The sequence below is a fragment of the Streptomyces sp. SDT5-1 genome (assembly GCF_052245995.1).
Lineage (GTDB): Bacteria > Actinomycetota > Actinomycetes > Streptomycetales > Streptomycetaceae > Streptomyces.
The window spans coordinates 2,285,516-2,302,293 of sequence record NZ_CM125963.1 but is presented as its reverse complement, the minus strand read 5'-3'; the positions used below and the strand labels follow the sequence as shown (position 1 = coordinate 2,302,293).

The 16,778-nt window shown below is 71.6% G+C and carries 19 protein-coding genes; 13 read left to right on the top strand and 6 right to left on the bottom strand.

The annotated features are described in order from the left end of the window. Nucleotides 1–42: 42 nt before the first annotated feature. The 8 genes from ald (at nucleotide 43) to ACTWJ8_RS10740 (ending at nucleotide 8,030) form a co-directional block, all read left to right on the top strand. Nucleotides 43–1,158 (top strand): alanine dehydrogenase, encoded by a 1,116-nt coding sequence (gene ald, locus ACTWJ8_RS10775; protein ID WP_443263693.1) that lies wholly within the window; start codon nucleotides 43–45, stop codon nucleotides 1,156–1,158. A 315-nt stretch (nucleotides 1,159–1,473) separates the two neighbouring features. Next, on the top strand, nucleotides 1,474–2,655 hold the full coding sequence (locus ACTWJ8_RS10770; protein WP_356387915.1) for a ParA family protein: 1,182 nt from the start codon (nucleotides 1,474–1,476) through the stop codon (nucleotides 2,653–2,655). Continuing rightward, the gene (locus tag ACTWJ8_RS10765; protein WP_443263692.1) at nucleotides 2,640–3,227 is read left to right on the top strand and encodes a hypothetical protein; all 588 of its coding nucleotides are present in this window, start codon (nucleotides 2,640–2,642) and stop codon (nucleotides 3,225–3,227) included. The genes ACTWJ8_RS10770 and ACTWJ8_RS10765 overlap by 16 nt, the downstream gene beginning before the upstream one ends. Nucleotides 3,228–3,254: 27 nt before the next feature. Next, on the top strand, nucleotides 3,255–4,421 hold the full coding sequence (locus ACTWJ8_RS10760) for a segregation/condensation protein A (RefSeq protein ID WP_443263691.1): 1,167 nt from the start codon (nucleotides 3,255–3,257) through the stop codon (nucleotides 4,419–4,421). Beyond that, nucleotides 4,418–5,062 (top strand): SMC-Scp complex subunit ScpB, encoded by a 645-nt coding sequence (scpB, locus tag ACTWJ8_RS10755; protein WP_443263690.1) that lies wholly within the window; start codon nucleotides 4,418–4,420, stop codon nucleotides 5,060–5,062. The genes ACTWJ8_RS10760 and scpB overlap by 4 nt, the downstream gene beginning before the upstream one ends. After that, a complete protein-coding gene (locus ACTWJ8_RS10750) occupies nucleotides 5,062–6,183 on the top strand; it encodes a pseudouridine synthase (RefSeq protein WP_443263689.1) in 1,122 nt (373 codons plus the stop codon). The genes scpB and ACTWJ8_RS10750 overlap by 1 nt, the downstream gene beginning before the upstream one ends. Before the next feature lie 90 nt (nucleotides 6,184–6,273). Continuing rightward, the gene (locus ACTWJ8_RS10745; RefSeq protein ID WP_356387900.1) at nucleotides 6,274–7,008 is read left to right on the top strand and encodes an NUDIX hydrolase; all 735 of its coding nucleotides are present in this window, start codon (nucleotides 6,274–6,276) and stop codon (nucleotides 7,006–7,008) included. Next, nucleotides 7,005–8,030 carry an ADP-ribosylglycohydrolase family protein gene (locus tag ACTWJ8_RS10740; RefSeq protein ID WP_443263688.1) on the top strand — a complete coding sequence of 342 codons (1,026 nt, stop codon included), beginning with the start codon at nucleotides 7,005–7,007 and terminating at the stop codon, nucleotides 8,028–8,030. The genes ACTWJ8_RS10745 and ACTWJ8_RS10740 overlap by 4 nt, the downstream gene beginning before the upstream one ends. Here the strand turns inward: ACTWJ8_RS10740 and ACTWJ8_RS10735 are convergent. From ACTWJ8_RS10735 to ACTWJ8_RS10720, 4 genes are read right to left on the bottom strand one after another with little or no spacing between them, the layout of a single operon-like run. Next, entirely contained in the window at nucleotides 8,020–8,709 is a 690-nt protein-coding gene (locus ACTWJ8_RS10735; RefSeq protein ID WP_443263687.1) for a nucleotidyltransferase domain-containing protein, read from the bottom strand. The two genes, ACTWJ8_RS10740 and ACTWJ8_RS10735, sit on opposite strands and share 11 nt — an antisense overlap. Before the next feature lie 22 nt (nucleotides 8,710–8,731). Continuing rightward, nucleotides 8,732–9,190 carry a Rieske (2Fe-2S) protein gene (locus ACTWJ8_RS10730; protein WP_443263686.1) on the bottom strand — a complete coding sequence of 153 codons (459 nt, stop codon included), beginning with the start codon at nucleotides 9,188–9,190 and terminating at the stop codon, nucleotides 8,732–8,734. After that, entirely contained in the window at nucleotides 9,187–9,765 is a 579-nt protein-coding gene (locus ACTWJ8_RS10725) for a DUF6529 family protein (protein ID WP_443263685.1), read from the bottom strand. Before ACTWJ8_RS10725 ends, ACTWJ8_RS10730 begins: the two co-directional genes overlap by 4 nt. 9 nt (nucleotides 9,766–9,774) lie before the next feature. Beyond that, nucleotides 9,775–10,446, bottom strand: a complete 672-nt coding sequence (locus ACTWJ8_RS10720) for a hypothetical protein (RefSeq protein WP_443263684.1) — start codon at nucleotides 10,444–10,446, stop codon at nucleotides 9,775–9,777. 175 nt (nucleotides 10,447–10,621) lie between these two features. Between ACTWJ8_RS10720 and aroH the strand changes: the two genes are divergently transcribed. The 5 genes from aroH (at nucleotide 10,622) to der (ending at nucleotide 15,077) form a co-directional block, all read left to right on the top strand. After that, nucleotides 10,622–10,984, top strand: coding sequence for a chorismate mutase (gene aroH, locus ACTWJ8_RS10715; RefSeq protein ID WP_356387883.1), 363 nt, complete (start codon nucleotides 10,622–10,624; stop codon nucleotides 10,982–10,984). Then, the gene (locus ACTWJ8_RS10710) at nucleotides 10,981–12,066 is read left to right on the top strand and encodes a prephenate dehydrogenase (protein WP_356387881.1); all 1,086 of its coding nucleotides are present in this window, start codon (nucleotides 10,981–10,983) and stop codon (nucleotides 12,064–12,066) included. Before aroH ends, ACTWJ8_RS10710 begins: the two co-directional genes overlap by 4 nt. A 113-nt stretch (nucleotides 12,067–12,179) precedes the next feature. Beyond that, nucleotides 12,180–12,875, top strand: coding sequence for a (d)CMP kinase (gene cmk, locus ACTWJ8_RS10705; RefSeq protein ID WP_356387879.1), 696 nt, complete (start codon nucleotides 12,180–12,182; stop codon nucleotides 12,873–12,875). Beyond that, nucleotides 12,872–13,519 carry a lysophospholipid acyltransferase family protein gene (locus tag ACTWJ8_RS10700; protein ID WP_356387876.1) on the top strand — a complete coding sequence of 216 codons (648 nt, stop codon included), beginning with the start codon at nucleotides 12,872–12,874 and terminating at the stop codon, nucleotides 13,517–13,519. Before cmk ends, ACTWJ8_RS10700 begins: the two co-directional genes overlap by 4 nt. 82 nt (nucleotides 13,520–13,601) lie before the next feature. Further along, entirely contained in the window at nucleotides 13,602–15,077 is a 1,476-nt protein-coding gene (gene der / locus ACTWJ8_RS10695) for a ribosome biogenesis GTPase Der (RefSeq protein WP_356387874.1), read from the top strand. A 78-nt stretch (nucleotides 15,078–15,155) separates the two neighbouring features. Here the strand turns inward: der and ACTWJ8_RS10690 are convergent, their stop codons facing one another. Both ACTWJ8_RS10690 and ACTWJ8_RS10685 read right to left on the bottom strand, forming a co-directional pair. Then, nucleotides 15,156–15,431, bottom strand: a complete 276-nt coding sequence (locus tag ACTWJ8_RS10690; protein WP_356387871.1) for a hypothetical protein — start codon at nucleotides 15,429–15,431, stop codon at nucleotides 15,156–15,158. A 203-nt stretch (nucleotides 15,432–15,634) separates the two neighbouring features. Next, entirely contained in the window at nucleotides 15,635–16,441 is an 807-nt protein-coding gene (locus tag ACTWJ8_RS10685) for a hypothetical protein (protein ID WP_356387868.1), read from the bottom strand. Nucleotides 16,442–16,778 lie beyond the last annotated feature (337 nt).

Sequence of the window (16,778 nt, the reverse complement as noted above, 5' to 3'; positions counted from 1 at the left end):
GCATTGCCCGTTTAATCCCTGAGCCAAGGACCGTGATCGACGATGAAGGTCGGCATCCCCCGCGAGGTCAAGAACAACGAGTTCCGGGTGGCCATCACCCCCGCCGGCGTCCACGAGCTGGTACGCCACGGCCACCAGGTCTTCGTCGAGCAGAACGCCGGTGTGGGCTCCTCGATCACGGACGGCGAGTACGTCTCGGCCGGCGCGCAGATCCTGCCCACCGCCGACGAGGTCTGGGCCACGGCCGACCTCCTGCTCAAGGTGAAGGAGCCGATCGCGGAGGAGTACCACCGCCTCCGCAAGGACCAGACGCTCTTCACCTACCTGCACCTCGCCGCCTCCAAGGAGTGCACGGACGCGCTCCTGGAGTCCGGCACGACCGCCATCGCGTACGAGACGGTCGAGACCGCGAACCGGCAGCTGCCGCTGCTCGCCCCGATGTCCGAGGTCGCGGGCCGCCTCGCCCCGCAGGTCGGCGCCTACCACCTGCTCGCCGCCAACGGCGGCCGCGGAGTCCTCCCGGGCGGCGTCCCGGGCGTGCACGCCGGCAAGGCCGTCGTCATCGGCGGTGGCGTCTCCGGCTGGAACGCCGCGACGATCGCCATCGGCATGGGCTTCCACGTGACCCTGCTCGACAAGGACATCAACAAGCTCAAGGAGGCCGACAAGATCTTCGGTACGAAGATCCAGACGGTCGTCTCCAACGCCTTCGAGCTCGAGAAGGCCTGCCTCGAGGCCGACCTCGTCATCGGCGCCGTGCTCATCCCGGGCGCCAAGGCCCCGAAGCTGGTCACCAACGAGCTCGTGTCCCGCATGAAGCCCGGAAGTGTCCTTGTCGACATCGCGATCGACCAGGGCGGCTGCTTCGAGGACTCGCACCCGACCACGCACGCCGAGCCGACCTTCAAGGTGCACAACTCGGTCTTCTACTGCGTCGCCAACATGCCCGGCGCGGTCCCCAACACCTCCACGTACGCACTGACCAACGCGACGATGCCGTACATCGTCGAGCTGGCGAACCGCGGCTGGGCCGAGGCCCTGCGCCGCGACCCGGCGCTCGCCCTGGGTCTCAACACCCATGACGGCAAGGTCGTTTACAAGGAGGTCGCCGAGGCCCACGGTCTCGAGCACGTCGAGCTGGAGAGCCTGCTCGGCTGACGTCAACCGAAGTCGTCAATCTCACGCCTACGGCCGGACCTTGTCAGGGGTCCGGCCGTAAGTGCATGGGTACGGACATGGTCAACTCGCCTTGTACGTAACCCTTTAACCGATTCGCGCAGCGACGAAATGCACCGAAGAGCCGTCGTACGCCCTTGACATGAGGGTGTTTCGTTACCGACACATCGTGCCGGGTCCGGCGGATTGTGTTGCTGCGGAGCGGTGACACGCCATAGAGTCGCCAACCGTCGGCATGGTGCCACGCTGACCTATCGATAAATGTTCCTGGTCATATCCAAGGAGGTAAGACGACTTGTGAATGAGTCGACATTTACTCCCGGAGGTGGCCAGCCAGGCGGACAGGTTCCCGCGGGGCTTCAGGCTGTCGGCCCCGTCGCTGTGCGTACCTTCGCTGCCCAGCAGCAGAGCAGTTATCAGGGCATCCCCCAGCAGACGCCGACGCAGACAGCAGACCAGAGCATGGATGGCCATCACGTGAACGCCATGGCCGGCGACCGAAGTGGCGACACACACAGCCACTTCGCCGACTACGACGAACTGCCCGAGGGGCACTTCTACGACCCCGACGCCGAATACGAGCCCGACCCCGAGTACGCGGCCACGCTCGCACCCGACGCTGCCCGCCAGCGCCGCGAGCGAGTCGGCCCCACCGGACGTCCCTTGCCGTACTTCCCGATCCCAGGACCGCTCACCGATCACGGGCCCGCGAAGATCATCGCGATGTGCAACCAGAAGGGCGGCGTCGGCAAGACCACGTCGACCATCAACCTGGGTGCCGCGCTCGCCGAGTACGGCCGCCGGGTCCTGCTCGTCGACTTCGACCCGCAGGGCGCGCTCTCCGTGGGCCTGGGCGTCAATCCGATGGAGCTCGACCTCACGGTCTACAACCTGCTCATGGAGCGGGGCATGGCCGCCGACGAGGTGCTGCTGAAGACGGCCGTTCCGAACATGGACCTGCTGCCCAGCAATATCGACCTGTCCGCCGCCGAGGTGCAGCTGGTCAGTGAGGTCGCGCGCGAGTCCACGCTGCAGCGGGCGCTCAAGCCGCTGATGGCCGACTACGACTACATCGTGATCGACTGTCAGCCCTCGCTCGGTCTGCTGACCGTGAACGCGCTGACGGCGGCTCACAAGGTCATCGTGCCGCTGGAGTGCGAGTTCTTCGCGCTGCGTGGTGTGGCGCTGCTGACCGAGACGATCGAGAAGGTCCAGGAGCGGCTCAACCCGGACCTGGAGCTCGACGGGATCCTCGCCACGATGTACGACTCGCGGACCGTGCACAGCCGCGAGGTGCTCGCGCGGGTCGTCGAGGCGTTCGACAACAACGTGTACCACACGGTGATCGGGCGGACCGTGCGCTTCCCGGAGACCACGGTCGCCGGTGAACCGATCACCACGTACGCCTCGAACTCGGTCGGTGCCGCGGCCTATCGCCAGCTTGCCAGGGAGGTGCTCGCCCGGTGTCACGCCGAGTGAGTCTGCCGGGGGCCGACGAACTGTTCCGTACGACCGGGGGCATGGCACTGCAGGCGTCCTCGCCGAGACGTCCGGCGAACGGTGAGGCCCGGGTTCCGGGGCCCGCCGGGGAGTCCGACGAGGCGGCGGCCGCCTCCTCGGAGGGTGACGCGGAGGCGGCTCCCGCCTCCTCGGGGTCCGGTGAGCACTCCGCCGCGGACGCCGAGTCGGATGCCGGGTCGCGGACCCGGGGTGCGGCCGCCGACGGTGCGGAGAAGGCGGGCCGCAGGGCCTCCGGCGGGGCGCAGGAAGGTTCCGGTGGGCGTGGGTCCGGCGGGGCGGCGCGGAAGCGGTCGTCGCGGGCGGCCAACCGGCGGCCCAGTGGGCGTGAGCGGCACGACGAGAAGATCACCGTGTACGTGTCCGCCGAGGAGCTGATGGACCTCGAGCACGCGCGGCTCGTGCTGCGCGGGGAGCACGGGCTCGCGGTCGACCGGGGGCGCATCGTGCGTGAGGCGGTCGCCGTGGTGCTGGCCGACCTCGAGTCCCGGGGGGACGCGAGCATTCTTGTACGCCGGCTACGGGGGCGCTAGCCGCTGGGCGGGTAGCGTCCTGCGTTGATGTCCGTGAACGAACCCTCTGGTCCGCCGCCGTCGGGCGCCCGTCGGCGCGCGCTCGGCCGCGGTGCGCTCTCCGCCCCGGAGCCGGAGCCCTCCGATCCTTCGGCCGGAACCGGGGGCCGCCTTGCCCACCCTGCCGCCCAGGGCGGCATGTTGCCCAAGTCGGAGGAGCCGGTGGAGCCGCAGGGGGCGGTCGAACCGGGCGAGGAAGCCGAGACGGCGCCGGAGCCCTCCGATCCTTCGGGCGGTACCGGGGGCCGCCTTGCCCACCCTGCCGCCCAAGGCGGCATGTTGCCCAAGGCGGAGGAGCCTGCGGAGCCGCAGGGGGATGGCCCCGAGGTGGCGGAGGGGGACAGTGGGAAGTTCACGGTTCGGCTCGAGAACTTCGAGGGACCGTTCGATCTGCTGTTGCAGCTCATCTCGAAGCACAAGCTCGATGTCACCGAGGTCGCGCTGTCCAAGGTCACCGACGAGTTCATGGCCCACATCAGGGCCATGGGGGCCGACTGGGACCTCGACCAGACGACGGAGTTCCTGGTCGTCGCCGCGACGTTGCTCGATCTGAAGGCCGCCCGACTGCTGCCGGCGGCCGAGGTGGAGGACGAGGCGGATCTGGCGCTGCTCGAGGCGCGGGACCTGTTGTTCGCGCGGCTGCTCCAGTACCGCGCGTACAAGCAGATCGCCGACATCTTCAGCGGACGCATGGAGGACGAGGCGCGGCGCTACCCGCGCACCGTGGGGCTCGAACCGCACCACGCCGAGCTGCTGCCCGACGTCGTGATCAACATCGGCGCGGAGGGGTTCGCGAAGCTCGCCGTGAAGGCGATGCAGCCCAAGCCGAAGCCGCAGGTGTACGTCGAGCACATCCACGCGCCGCTGGTGAGCGTGCAGGAGCAGGCGCAGTACGTCGTGGCCCGGCTGAAGGAGGTCGGCGAGGCCCCGTTCCGGGAGCTGGTCGCCGACACCGACGACACGCTCACCGTTGTCGCCCGGTTCCTCGCGCTGCTCGAGCTGTACCGGGAGAAGGCCGTCGGCCTCGACCAGGAGACTCCGCTGGGGGAGCTCATGGTGCGCTGGACCGGCGGCGAGGGCGAAGCCGACCCCGTGGTGACGGACGAGTTCGACCGGGCGCCCGAGGTGCCCGAGCAGAAGGAGGCTGCGACGTGAGCGAGCCCGAGGCCGGCACGGTGGCGGAGCTTGACCTCAAGCCCGCCCTGGAGGCCGTACTGATGGTGGTCGACGAGCCGGCCACCGAGGAGCGCCTCGCCAAGATCCTGCAACGCCCCCGGCGGGCCGTCGCGGACGCGCTGCAAGAGCTCGTCGACGAGTACCGGACGCAGGGCCGCGGTTTCGAGCTGCGGCTCGTGGCGGGCGGCTGGCGGTTCTACACCCGCCCCGAGTACGCCGCCGCCGTCGAGGGCTTCGTGCTCGACGGCCAGGTGGCGAGGCTCACCCAGGCGGCTCTGGAGACCCTCGCGGTCGTCGCGTACCGGCAGCCGGTCAGCCGTTCCCGGGTCTCCGTGGTGCGCGGAGTGAACTGTGACGGGGTCATGAGGACCCTGTTGCAGCGGGGGCTCGTGGAGGAGGCGGGCGCGGAACCCGAAACAGGTGCGATCCTGTACAGGACGACGAATTACTTCCTGGAGCGGATGGGCCTGCGCGGCCTGGACGAGCTGCCGGAACTCGCGCCCTTCCTCCCCGAGGCGGACGCGATCGAGGGCGACACGCAGGAGGGCCTCCCGTCGTTCGACCCGGACGCACCTGACGCGCCGGGCACCGAGGACGTACACGAGCAGACGGAACTTTGATGCGAAGCAGCAGCAGCGGAAACAACGGCGGGAGCCGTGGTGGCAACAGCCGCGGCCGCGGCAGGACCAGTGGCGGCCGCGGGAACTACCGCGGCGCCGGAAACAACCGGGACGACAAGCAGGGCGCGGGCCGTCCCAAGAAGCCGCGCCCCGAGGAGCGGCTCTACGACGTAGGCCCGAACGCCTCGAAGGAGGGCCCCAAGTCGGGCCGCGGCGCCTCCGCGCGCGGCGGCGCCAAGGGCGGCCCCAAGCGCGGCCAGCAGCAGTCGGGCGGCCGCGGCGGCCGCACGGCCCCCTCGCGTTCGCGCGAGTACGAGGCCCGCGCGGAGGAGCGCAACCGCGAGCGGTACGCGGGCAAGAAGGACGTCAGGCCGCCGAAGACGTTCCCCGGCGCCGAGCAGGAGGGCGAGCGGCTCCAGAAGGTGCTCGCCCGCGCCGGCTACGGCTCGCGGCGCGCCTGCGAGGAGCTGGTCGACGAGGCCCGCGTCGAGGTCAACGGGGAGATCGTCCTCGAGCAGGGCATGCGCGTCGACACCGAGAAGGACGAGATCAAGGTCGACGGGCTCACCGTGGCCACGCAGTCGTACCAGTTCTTCTCGCTGAACAAGCCGGTCGGTGTCGTCTCCACGATGGAGGACAACGAGGGGCGGCAGTGCCTGGGCGACTACGTGCAGAACCGCGAGACGCGGCTCTTCCACGTCGGGCGTCTCGACACCGAGACCGAGGGCGTCATCCTGCTCACCAACCACGGTGAGCTGGCCCACCGCCTCACGCACCCCAAGTACGGCGTGAAGAAGGTCTACCTCGCGCACCTCGTGGGCCCGATCCCGCGCGACCTGGGCAAGCGCCTCAAGGACGGCATCCAGCTGGAGGACGGGTACGCGCGCGCGGACCACTTCCGGGTCGTCGAGCAGACCGGCAAGAACTACCTGGTCGAGGTCACCCTGCACGAGGGCCGCAAGCACATCGTGCGGCGGATGCTGGCCGAGGCCGGCTTCCCGGTCGACAAGCTGGTGCGGGTCGCCTTCGGCCCGATCACGCTGGGCGACCAGAAGTCGGGCTGGCTGCGCCGCCTGTCGAACACCGAGGTCGGCATGCTGATGAAGGAGGTCGACCTGTAGGTCGACCGACAGGCGACACCGCCGAAGGGTTGTCCGCGGCGACCCCCTCCCTTTAAAGTCGATGAGACCAATAAGGGAGGGGGTCTTCGCATGTCCGTGCCCGGATACGACAAGTACGCCTACGAGCCCTTCGCCGTCACCGTCGACCTGGCCGTGTTCACGCTCCGCTCGGGGCGGCTGCACATCCTGCTCGTCGAGCGCGGCCACGAGCCGTACGCGGGACGCTGGGCGTTGCCCGGCGGATTCCTGGAGCCGCACGAGGCCGCGGAGAGCGCGGCGCGCCGCGAGCTGGCCGAGGAGACGGGGCTCACCGACGTCCAGGGACTGCACCTGGAGCAGCTGCGCACCTACAGCGAACCGGGGCGCGACCCCCGGATGCGGGTCGTCTCCGTCGCCTTCGCCGCGCTCGTCCCCGACGCCCCGCAGGCCCACGGCGGCGGCGACGCCGCGCGGGCCGCCTGGATGCCGTACGGGACGCAGGGCGCGCTCGCCTTCGACCACGACCGGATCCTCGCCGACGCGCACGAGCGGATCGGCGGCAAGCTCGAGTACACCTGCCTCGCCACCGCGTTCTGCCCGCCCGAGTTCACCCTCGGCGAGCTGCGGCAGGTCTACGAGGTCGTGTGGGGGACCGACCTCGACCCGGCGAACTTCCGCCGCAAGGTGCTCGCGACGCCCGGATTCGTCGAGCAGATCCCCGGCGCGTCCCGGCTCACCGGTGGGCGCGGCAAGCCCGCCGCGCTGTACCGGGCGGGCGGCGCCACCTCGCTGCACCCGCCCCTGCTGCGCCCCACGCACGAGCCGACGGAAGGAAACCGCCCATGACCCGCAGCCCCGCCACCGGATCGCTGCTCGGCCTCGCCCTCGGGGACGCGCTCGGCTTCCCGACCGAGTTCAACGACGTACCGGCGATCCTCGCCAAGTGCGGGCCCTGGCGGGAGATGGAGCTGCCGGGCCACCCCGTCGCGTACATCACCGACGACACGCAGATGGCGCTCGCCACGGCGCGGGCGCTGCGCACCGCCACGAGCCGCGGGACGCTCGGGCCGAAGCGGTTCGAGCGGCCGCTGCGCGAGGAGTTCGTCGACTGGTACCAGTCGCCCGACAACAACCGGGCACCAGGCAACACCTGCCTGCGCGCCTGCGCCCTCCTCAAGACCGAGAGCCGGCCCTGGCAGGAGGCCAGCCAGATCCACTCCAAGGGCTGCGGCGCCAACATGCGGGTCACGCCGCTCGGCCTCGTGCCGGGACTCGACGACGAGCAGCGCGCGGGCGCCGCCCAGCTGCAGGCCGGGCTCACCCACGGACACCCCACGGGCCTCGCCGCCGCCGACCTCACCGCGCACGCCGTGCGGCTGCTCGCGGCGGGCGCCGAGCCGACGGGCCTGGTCGGCATGCTCCGTTCGTACGCCTACGAGAACCGCGGGACGTACCACGAGCGGTGGCTCGGCGACCTGTGGAAGCGCGGCGACGAGCCGACGCCCGAGCGGTTCATCGCGCAGGGCTGGGACGAGTGCCTCGCCGTCCTCGAACGCCTGGAGGCGGCGCTGCGCGAGGCCAACCCGGAGGTCGACCCCTGCCTCGCCACGGGCGCCGGCTGGATCGCGGAGGAGGCGCTCGCCACGGCCCTGCTCTGCTTCCTCCAGTTCGTCGACGACCCGGTGCTCGCGCTGCGCCGCGCGGCCTGCACGTCCGGCGACTCGGACTCGATCGCGGCCCTCGCCGGGGCGTTCGCGGGAGCCCACCTCGGCGCCGACGCGTGGCCGAAGGAGTGGGTGTCCCGGATCGAGCACCGCGACGAGCTGCTCGACTTCGGCGCCGAGTGGGACGCCCCGGTCACGGGCTGAGCGCGGCGGAGGCCCGCCTCGTACGGACCAGGAAGTCCTCCACGCGGGCGCGGTCCGGCTCCGCAGGGAGCGGGGTGCGGGCCGCGGCCTCCTCCGCCTGCGCGGCGAGCCGGGCCATCCGGCGGTCCACCTCCGCCCACGGCACCTCGCCCCGCTTCACGGCGAGCAGCGGCTCCCTGTGCTCACCGACGTCGATGACCAGTTCACCCGAACGCAGCAGGTCGCGGCAGGAGATCAGCAGGCGCAGCAGGTGCATCGCGTGCTTCCAGCGCGGCGCGCCGTGCGTCCGGACATCGGCCTCCAGCTTCCTGCGCTGCCCCACGGCGTACCGGGTGAACGTCTCGTACGCCTGCCGGGACAGGAACGCGCCACGCAGCGAGAGCAGCTCGCGGCCCGTGTCGGTGAGGTGCTCGACGAGCGGGGAGTGCAGGCACTCCAGGACGTTCGGATTGGCGCGCAGCGCCAGCTCGCAGAACCTCTCCAGCTCCCAGGAGAACTGTTCCTCGGCGGGCCCGTCGACGTGCGTCGGCGGCTTCTCGAAGCGCCAGAACAGCGGCGTCGGCGCCAGGAAGACGCCCCGGCGGTCCGTGTCGCTCGCGTCCGTGGCAAGGCCGAACGCGCGCGAACCCATGACGCAGGAGTAGATCGTGTGGTCGCGCACCAGGTCCTCGGGGTTCATCCCCGGAGCGTAGGCCGTCCCCTCACGCCAGCGTGATCGAATTTCCGGTGACCTCGATGCCGCGCGGGTCGAGGGGGCGCGGAGCGGGGCCGCCCGCCACCGAGGCGTCGGCGATCCTGAACCTCGAGCCGTGGCACGGGCAGTTGATGGTGCCGCCCGACACGTCCTTCACCGTGCAGCCCTGGTGCGTGCAGACCGCGGAGAACGCCTTGAAGTCGCCCTTGGACGGCTGCGTCACGACGACCTTGTCGGCGGGGAAGACCCTGCCGCCGCCGACCGGCACGTCGGAGGTCTTCGTCAGCTCCTTGGCGGCGGGCGGCTTCTTCCCCGAGGCGGACGGCTCCGCCGCCGACGACGAAGGCGGCTTCGTGGACGCGCCCCCGCCGCCTGCGCCGCCCTCGTCCCCGTACTTGCTGCACCCCGCCGCAAGCGCCGCCGTGCCCGCGACGAGCACGCTCCTGCGCGAAGCCGAGCCCCTCACGTCGTCACCCCCGTCGTCCGGAAGAACCACAGGGCCGACGTCAGCCACAGCAGCGTCAGGACCGCGAACGCGAGGCCGCCCACCACCGGCAGCAGCCAGCCCGGCAGCCGCTCCGCGCGCAGCAGCAGCATCTTGGCGCTGAACGCCCCGAAGAAGAAGCAGCCCAGGAACGAGTGCCACAGCACCCGCGTCGAGTACGTCTGATAGCCCAGCGCGTAGAGGCAGTGCACCGCCACCGGCACCGCCAGCAGGAACGCGATCCGCCCCGACCAGCGGTGCAGCGCGGGCGCCCACGACGGGCCGCGCAGCCTCCCGTACACCATGAACGCCGAGACGACCTGGACGAGCGCGAAGGCGAAGGCCGCCGTCGCCAGCCAGGACTTCACGGCGCCGGTGCTGGAGAACCCGGCGAGGTTGAAGGCGGTGCCGGCCGGGTCGTGCACCCTGCCGTAGGCGCCGAGCGCCACGGCCACCGCGGCCGCCACCAGGGCGGGCACCAGATAGCGGGCCGCGGAGGGGCGGCGGTGGTCCGGGCTCGGGAAGCCCTGCGTGGCGGCGTTCGGGTCGACGGTCATGGGAACCCCTCAGGGAACGACGGGCCGGGCCGTCAGACGGTCGCCCTCGACCGTGACCCTCCCCGTCTCCGGGTCGATACGGGGCGCGGCGGACGGCTCGTCGTCGCGGCGCACGATGCCCACCTGGCGGCCGCCGGGCAGCACGATCCAGCCGCCGTCGATCTTCGCGCCGCGCACCTCGGCGGTCGCCCGGTACAGGCCGGACGGCTTGACGGCCTTCTTCGCCGTGAAGCCGTAGGGGCGCTCGTCGACGGTCGCGGTGCCGCGCACCCGGTCGCCGGAGAGCCGGCCGTCCAGCTTCGCGCCGTGCCTGCCGGTCAGCCGCATCGTGCCGTCGTCCTCGACCTTCCCCTTCAGCCACGACTCCTTGGAGCGGCCGTCGCAGAAGTAGGCGATCGCCTTGTCGCCGCGCACGGAGATGGACACCGCGGACGTGTCGTCGTCGGTGCGGCCCGCGTAGCTGGTCTTCCCCCGCGCCCGGCTCTTCGAGGCGGAGGGCGACGGCGAAGACGACGGGGACGGCGACGCGGTCGGTGAGGCCGAGGCCCGCGGCGAGGCGGTCGCCGCGGGCTGCTTCCCGTACGAGGAGGTGCCCTCGCCGGTCGTCGCGTTGAGCGAGAGCACGAACAGGCCGAGTGCCAGTCCGGCGAACAAGGTGTACAGCGGGCCGGAGCGCTTCATGACCGGCCTCCCCCCGAGGCGGCAGCGGTACCGCATCCATGCAAGCAGCTCCGGCCGGACCGCGACAGGGGCCGTCCGGGCCGTCTCGGCAGACGGGCGCCGCGCACCCGCGCGGCCTGCCTTGATTACGCTGGCCTCCTATCCCATTGCACGTACATGGAAAAGGGGCAGTGACGTGGCGGTACGAGCGGTCCGGGGCGCCGTCCAACTCGAGCGGGACGAGGCCGCGCACATGGACGAGCAGGTCAGCGAGCTGCTCACCGCCGTGCTCGAGCGGAACGAGCTGACCGCCGACGACCTGATCTCCATCTGGTTCACGGCCACGCCCGATCTGCACTCCGACTTCCCGGCCGCGGCCGCCCGCAAGCTCGGCATCGTCGACGTGCCCCTGATCTGCGCGCAGGAACTCGACATCGAGGGCGCCCTGCCCCGCGTCGTCCGGATACTCGCGCACATCGAGACCGAGCGGACCAAGGCCGAGGTCGCGCACGTGTACCTCGGCGCCGCGGCCACCCTCCGCAAGGACATCGCCCAGTGAGAACCGCACTCGTCATCGGCACCGGCCTCATCGGCACCTCCGCCGCCCTGGCCCTCGCGTCGCGCGGCGTCACCGTGCACCTCGCCGACCACGACCCGGCGCAGGCGCACACCGCCGCCGCGCTCGGCGCAGGGACCGACGAGGCGCCCGAGGACACCGTCGACCTCTGCGTCGTCGCGGTGCCGCCCGCGCACGTCGCCGCCTCGCTCGCCGACGCCATGCGCCGCGGCGTCGCCCGCGCCTACATCGACGTCGCCAGCGTCAAGGGCGGCCCGCGCCGCGAGCTCGAGGCGCTCGGCCTCGACCTCACCGCGTACATCGGCACGCACCCGATGTCGGGCCGGGAGCGCAGCGGACCGCTCGCCGCGAGCGCCGACCTCTTCGAGGGACGGCCGTGGGTGCTCACCCCGACCCGCGAGACCGACACCGAGGTCCTGAACCTCGCCCTGGAACTCGTCGCCCTGTGCCGCGCCGTCCCCGTCGTCATGGACGCCGACGCGCACGACCGGGCCGTCGCCCTCGTCTCGCACATGCCGCACCTCGTCTCCAGCATGGTCGCGGCCCGCCTGGAGAACGCCGAGGAGGCCGCCGTACGCCTCTGCGGGCAGGGCATCCGCGACGTGACACGGATCGCCGCCTCCGACCCCCGGATGTGGATCGACATCCTGTCCGCGAACCCGGGCCCCGTCGCCGACCTGCTCTCCGCCGTCGCCGGCGACCTGGAGGAGACGGTGCAGGCGCTGCGCTCCCTCCAGTCCTCCGACGACGCCAAGCGGCGCGAGGGAGCGGACGGCGTCGAGTCGATGCTGCGGCGGGGCAACGCGGGCCAGACCCGCGTCCCCGGCAAGCACGGCGCGGCCCCGGCGGCGTACGAGATCGTGGCCGTGCTCATCTCCGACCAGCCGGGCGAGCTGGCCCGGATCTTCGCCGACGCGGGCGCGGCGGGCGTGAACATCGAGGACGTCCGCATCGAGCACGCGACCGGGCAGCAGGCCGGCTTCGTCCAGCTCATGGTTCAGCCCGCGCAGGCGCCCAAGCTGGCCGCCGCCCTGCGCGAGCGCGGCTGGGCGATGCGCCAGTAACGGGGCCGCTGGAGGCACGTAAGAAGGGGTCTTCCGGAGCCAGTAACCTTGTACGGGGCGTTTCCGCGCCCCGTACCCATGCCCCCGTGCACTGAGAAAGGTGTCCGTCACCTATGGAAACCGCCGCGACCGCCGCCACGGCAGCAGTGATCGTCGCCATCGACGGACCCTCCGGCACGGGCAAGTCGAGCACCTCGAAGGCCGTCGCCGCCCAGCTCGGCCTCAGCTACCTGGACACCGGCGCCCAGTACCGGGCGATCACCTGGTGGATGGTGAACAACGGCATCGACCTGGACGACCCGTCCGCGATCGCCGCCGTCGCAGGCAAGGCCGAGATCGTCTCCGGCACCGACCCGGCCGCCCCCACCATCACGGTGGACGGCACCGACGTGTCCGCCCCGATCCGCACCACCGAGGTCACCTCCAAGGTCAGCGCCGTCAGCGCCGTCCCCGAGGTGCGCGCCCGGATCACCGAGCTCCAGCGCACCATCGCGCTCGGCGCCGAGAAGGGCATCGTCGTCGAGGGCCGTGACATCGGTACGACGGTGCTGCCCGACGCCGACCTGAAGATCTTCCTCACCGCCTCGCCCGAGGCCCGCGCCGCCCGCCGCTCCGGCGAGATCAAGGGCTCCGACGTGAAGGCCACGCAGGAGGCGCTGATCGCCCGCGACAAGGCCGACTCGAGCCGCAAGACGTCGCCGCTGGCCAAGGCCGACGACGCCGTCGAGGTCGACACCAGCGACCTCACGCTCCAGCAGGTCATCGAGTGCGTCGTCACGCTGGTCGAGGAGAAGCGGGCCTCCAAGTGACCGATGCGCCCTCCGAGCGAGGCGCCGAGGTGGGTCGGCGCATCGGCGTCGGCCTCATGTACGGGCTGTGGAAGCCGCGGGTCCTGGGAGCCTGGCGGGTCCCCGCGGCCGGCCCGGTGATCCTCGCGGTGAACCACTCCCACAACATCGACGGCCCCATGGTCATGGGCGTCGCCCCGCGCCCGACGCACTTCCTGATCAAGCAGGAGGCGTTCGTCGGACCGCTCGGCCCGTTCCTCGACCGGATCGGGCAGGTGAAGGTCGACCGCACCAGCGCCGACCGCACGGCCATCACGCGGGCGCTCGGCGTGCTCTCCGACGGCGGCGTCCTCGGGATCTTCCCCGAGGGCACGCGGGGCGAGGGCGACTTCGCGTCGCTGCGGGCCGGACTCTCGTACTTCGCCGTGCGCAGCGGGGCGCCGATCGTCCCGGTCGCCGTCCTGGGAAGCACGGAGCGGTCCGGGCGGTTGATAAAGGGGCTGCCCCCGCTCAGGAGCCGGGTCGACGTCGTCTTCGGCGACCCCTTCGAGGCGGGCGACGGCAGCGGGCGGCGCACGCGCAAGGCCCTCGACGAGGCCACCGTGCGCATCCAGGAGCGGCTCAGCGGCCACCTGGAAAACGCCAGGCGCCTGACCGGGCGCTGAGCGAGACTTTCAGTAGTGCACCGGCCTCCCTCGGGAAGCGGGCGCACCGATCACCACGAATGAACGACGAGGTACGGACTTCATGAACGACCAGATCCAGCCCGAGGGCTCCCCGGAACACGAGCACGGGGAGCTGGGCGACGCTGAGTACGCGGAGTTCATGGAGCTCGCCGCGGAGGAGGGCTTCGACCTCGAGGACGTCGAGGGCGCGATCGACGCGGCGGGCCACGGCCCGCTGCCCGTGCTCGCCGTCGTCGGCCGTCCGAATGTCGGCAAGTCGACGCTCGTGAACCGCATCATCGGCCGCCGCGAGGCCGTCGTCGAGGACAAGCCCGGCGTCACCCGCGACCGCGTCACCTACGAGGCCGAGTGGGCGGGCCGCCGCTTCAAGGTCGTCGACACCGGCGGCTGGGAGCAGGACGTCCTCGGCATCGACGCGTCCGTGGCCGCGCAGGCCGAGTACGCGATCGAGGCCTCCGACGCCGTCGTCTTCGTCGTCGACGCCAAGGTCGGCGTCACCGACACCGACGAGGCCGTCGTGCGCCTGCTGCGCAAGGCGAACAAGCCGGTCGTGCTCTGCGCCAACAAGGTCGACGGCCCCAGCGGCGAGGCCGACGCCGCGTACCTGTGGTCGCTCGGCATCGGCGAGCCGCACCCGGTCTCCTCGCTGCACGGCCGCGGTACAGGCGACATGCTGGACGCCGTCCTCGAGGCGCTGCCGGAGGCCCCGCAGCAGACCTTCGGCGGCGTCGGCGTCGGCGGCCCCCGCCGCATCGCCCTGATCGGCCGCCCGAACGTCGGCAAGTCCTCGCTCCTCAACAAGGTGGCCAACGAGGACCGCGTCGTCGTCAACGAGCTGGCGGGCACCACCCGCGACCCGGTCGACGAGCTGATCGAACTCGGCGGCGTCACCTGGAAGTTCGTCGACACGGCGGGCATTCGCAAGCGCGTCCACCTCCAGCAGGGCGCCGACTACTACGCCTCGCTGCGCACCGCCGCGGCCGTGGAGAAGGCGGAGGTCGCGGTCATCCTGATCGACGCCTCCGAGTCGATCTCCATCCAGGACCAGCGGATCGTCACGATGGCCGTCGAGGCGGGCCGTGCGGTCGTCCTCGCGTTCAACAAGTGGGACACCCTCGACGAGGAGCGCCGCTACTACCTGGAGCGCGAGATCGAGACGGAGCTCGGCCAGGTCGCCTGGGCGCCCCGCGTGAACGTGTCGGCGCGCACGGGCCGCCACATGGAGAAGCTGGTCCCCGCGATCGAGACGGCCCTCGAGGGCTGGGAGACCCGCATCCCGACGGGCCGCCTGAACGCCTTCCTCGGCGAGCTCGTCGCCTCCCACCCGCACCCGGTGCGCGGCGGCAAGCAGCCCCGCATCCTGTTCGGCACGCAGGCCGCGTCGAAGCCGCCGCGGTTCGTGCTCTTCGCCTCCGGCTTCATCGAGCACGGCTACCGCCGCTTCATCGAGCGCCGCCTGCGCGAGGAGTTCGGCTTCGAGGGCACGCCGATCCACATCTCCGTGCGCGTGCGCGAGAAGCGCGGCAAGAAGAAGTAGCCCTCAGGGGTATGTGAGAAAGCGAACGCCGCCGGTGGAGGAATCCACCGGCGGCGTTCGTCGTGTACGGGCGGGAGGTCAGTGCTCCCGGCGCGGCCCCGGCGGCAGCGCCGCGGGGAAGTGCCGGCCCGTCGTGTGCGGCGGCTGCGGATACGGCTGCCAGCGCGGCGGGTGGTGCGGACGCGGTCCGTGCAGCGGGTCGAAGCCCCTGAAGCCCAGATCCTCCTCGCCGCTGCGGTCGCCGGGCAGCGTCCGGAAGGAGCGGCGCCACTCCGCGTACAGGGCGTCGTAGATCGGGGTGGCCGAGCGGCCGCCCGCCGCGTGCCCGCCCGGCTGCTCCTCGGCGGGGCGCATCGACGGGATGGGACTCGGATACTGCTGGTGCCTGCGGGAGGCGGAGGCCGAAGCGGACGCGGTCGATGAGGTGGGGTCATAAGGGTGCACGTATGTGCCAACGAACCGGACCCCCTACGGATGCGCCCTTGGCCTGCGCTGTTGCGGGCTGTCAGCGGTGTGACCGGCGCGTTCGCGGGGGTCCGGTGCGGGGGTGGGGAGGCTCAGGTGCCGGCGAGGGGGAGCGCGGCACCCACCAGACGCCCGTTCGCCGCCGCCTTGTCGAGGGCCTGGCGCAGCAGGTCCTCGCGCGGCTGGCTGCCGATCGAGCCCGCGGAGCCGGCGAAGACGAGCACCTTCTGCGTCTTGTTCGCCGCGGCCCGCCAGCCCTCCGTCACCAGGAGCGGCTGATGCGCCTGCCACCAGGCGACCTGGGAGGGGGCCCCGCCGATGCCGGGCTGCAGGATGGCGTGCAGCTGGCCCATGGCGAGCAGCACCGACCACCCGTTCAGCTCCGAGGGGGCCTCGGAGAGGTCGGAGAGCGGCAGGAAGCCCTGCTCGATCAGGAGGGGCAGGAAGTCGTCCCCGTCCGTGGTGGTGCCGGGGCGGGCGATCGGGCCCGTCGGCTCGACGACGAGGGCCGGGTGCACGGTGTCACCGATCAGCACGAGGCCGCTGGTCACGCCGAGCACGGCCTGCGCGGGGGCGGCGGCCGGGCCGCCGCTCTGCTGCGCCGGCACGGCGGGCTGCTCGCCGCCGTCGGTGAGGGACTGGACCGCGCCCTGCAGCTGGTCCTCCGCGACCCTGACGACCTGCGAGGGCAGGCAGGCGGCGTGCGCGAAGGCGAGGACGGCGGTCTCGTCGCCGATGAAGAGCACGGTGCTGGTCGGCTGGTGCTGCGAGTCGCCCGGCGTGCGGCAGGAGGTGCAGTCGTAGTTGCCGGGGGCGTTCTCGCCGGCGAGCAGCCGGTCGGCTTCTTCGTCGCCGATCTCGGCGCGTACGTCGTTGCTGACGTCGAGCAAGCGCGGCACGGGGGCTCCTTGGGATCTGGTGGACCGATCGGGATGATCGGCCACGGTCAGGCGAGTGCTTATGAAGACAACGGACGATCTGTGTCCTCGGTCACGCCCGGATCCGAACGGAATCACCCCATCCGGCGCACACCGTGAACGACCGCCCGGAATCCGTCACTCCCCGCCAACTTGTTGGTTTTCCAAGGAAGTTGGACCGGTGAAGTGGGTCACAGATCGTCAGGGCGACAGGTCGACAAATGTGGAAATCCCCGTATCTATCGGTTGGCCGAATATCGTCGATACCACGGGTAACGGCGAACTGGCCTGGCGGGACGAGCCGTTGGTTGCCGCGGCC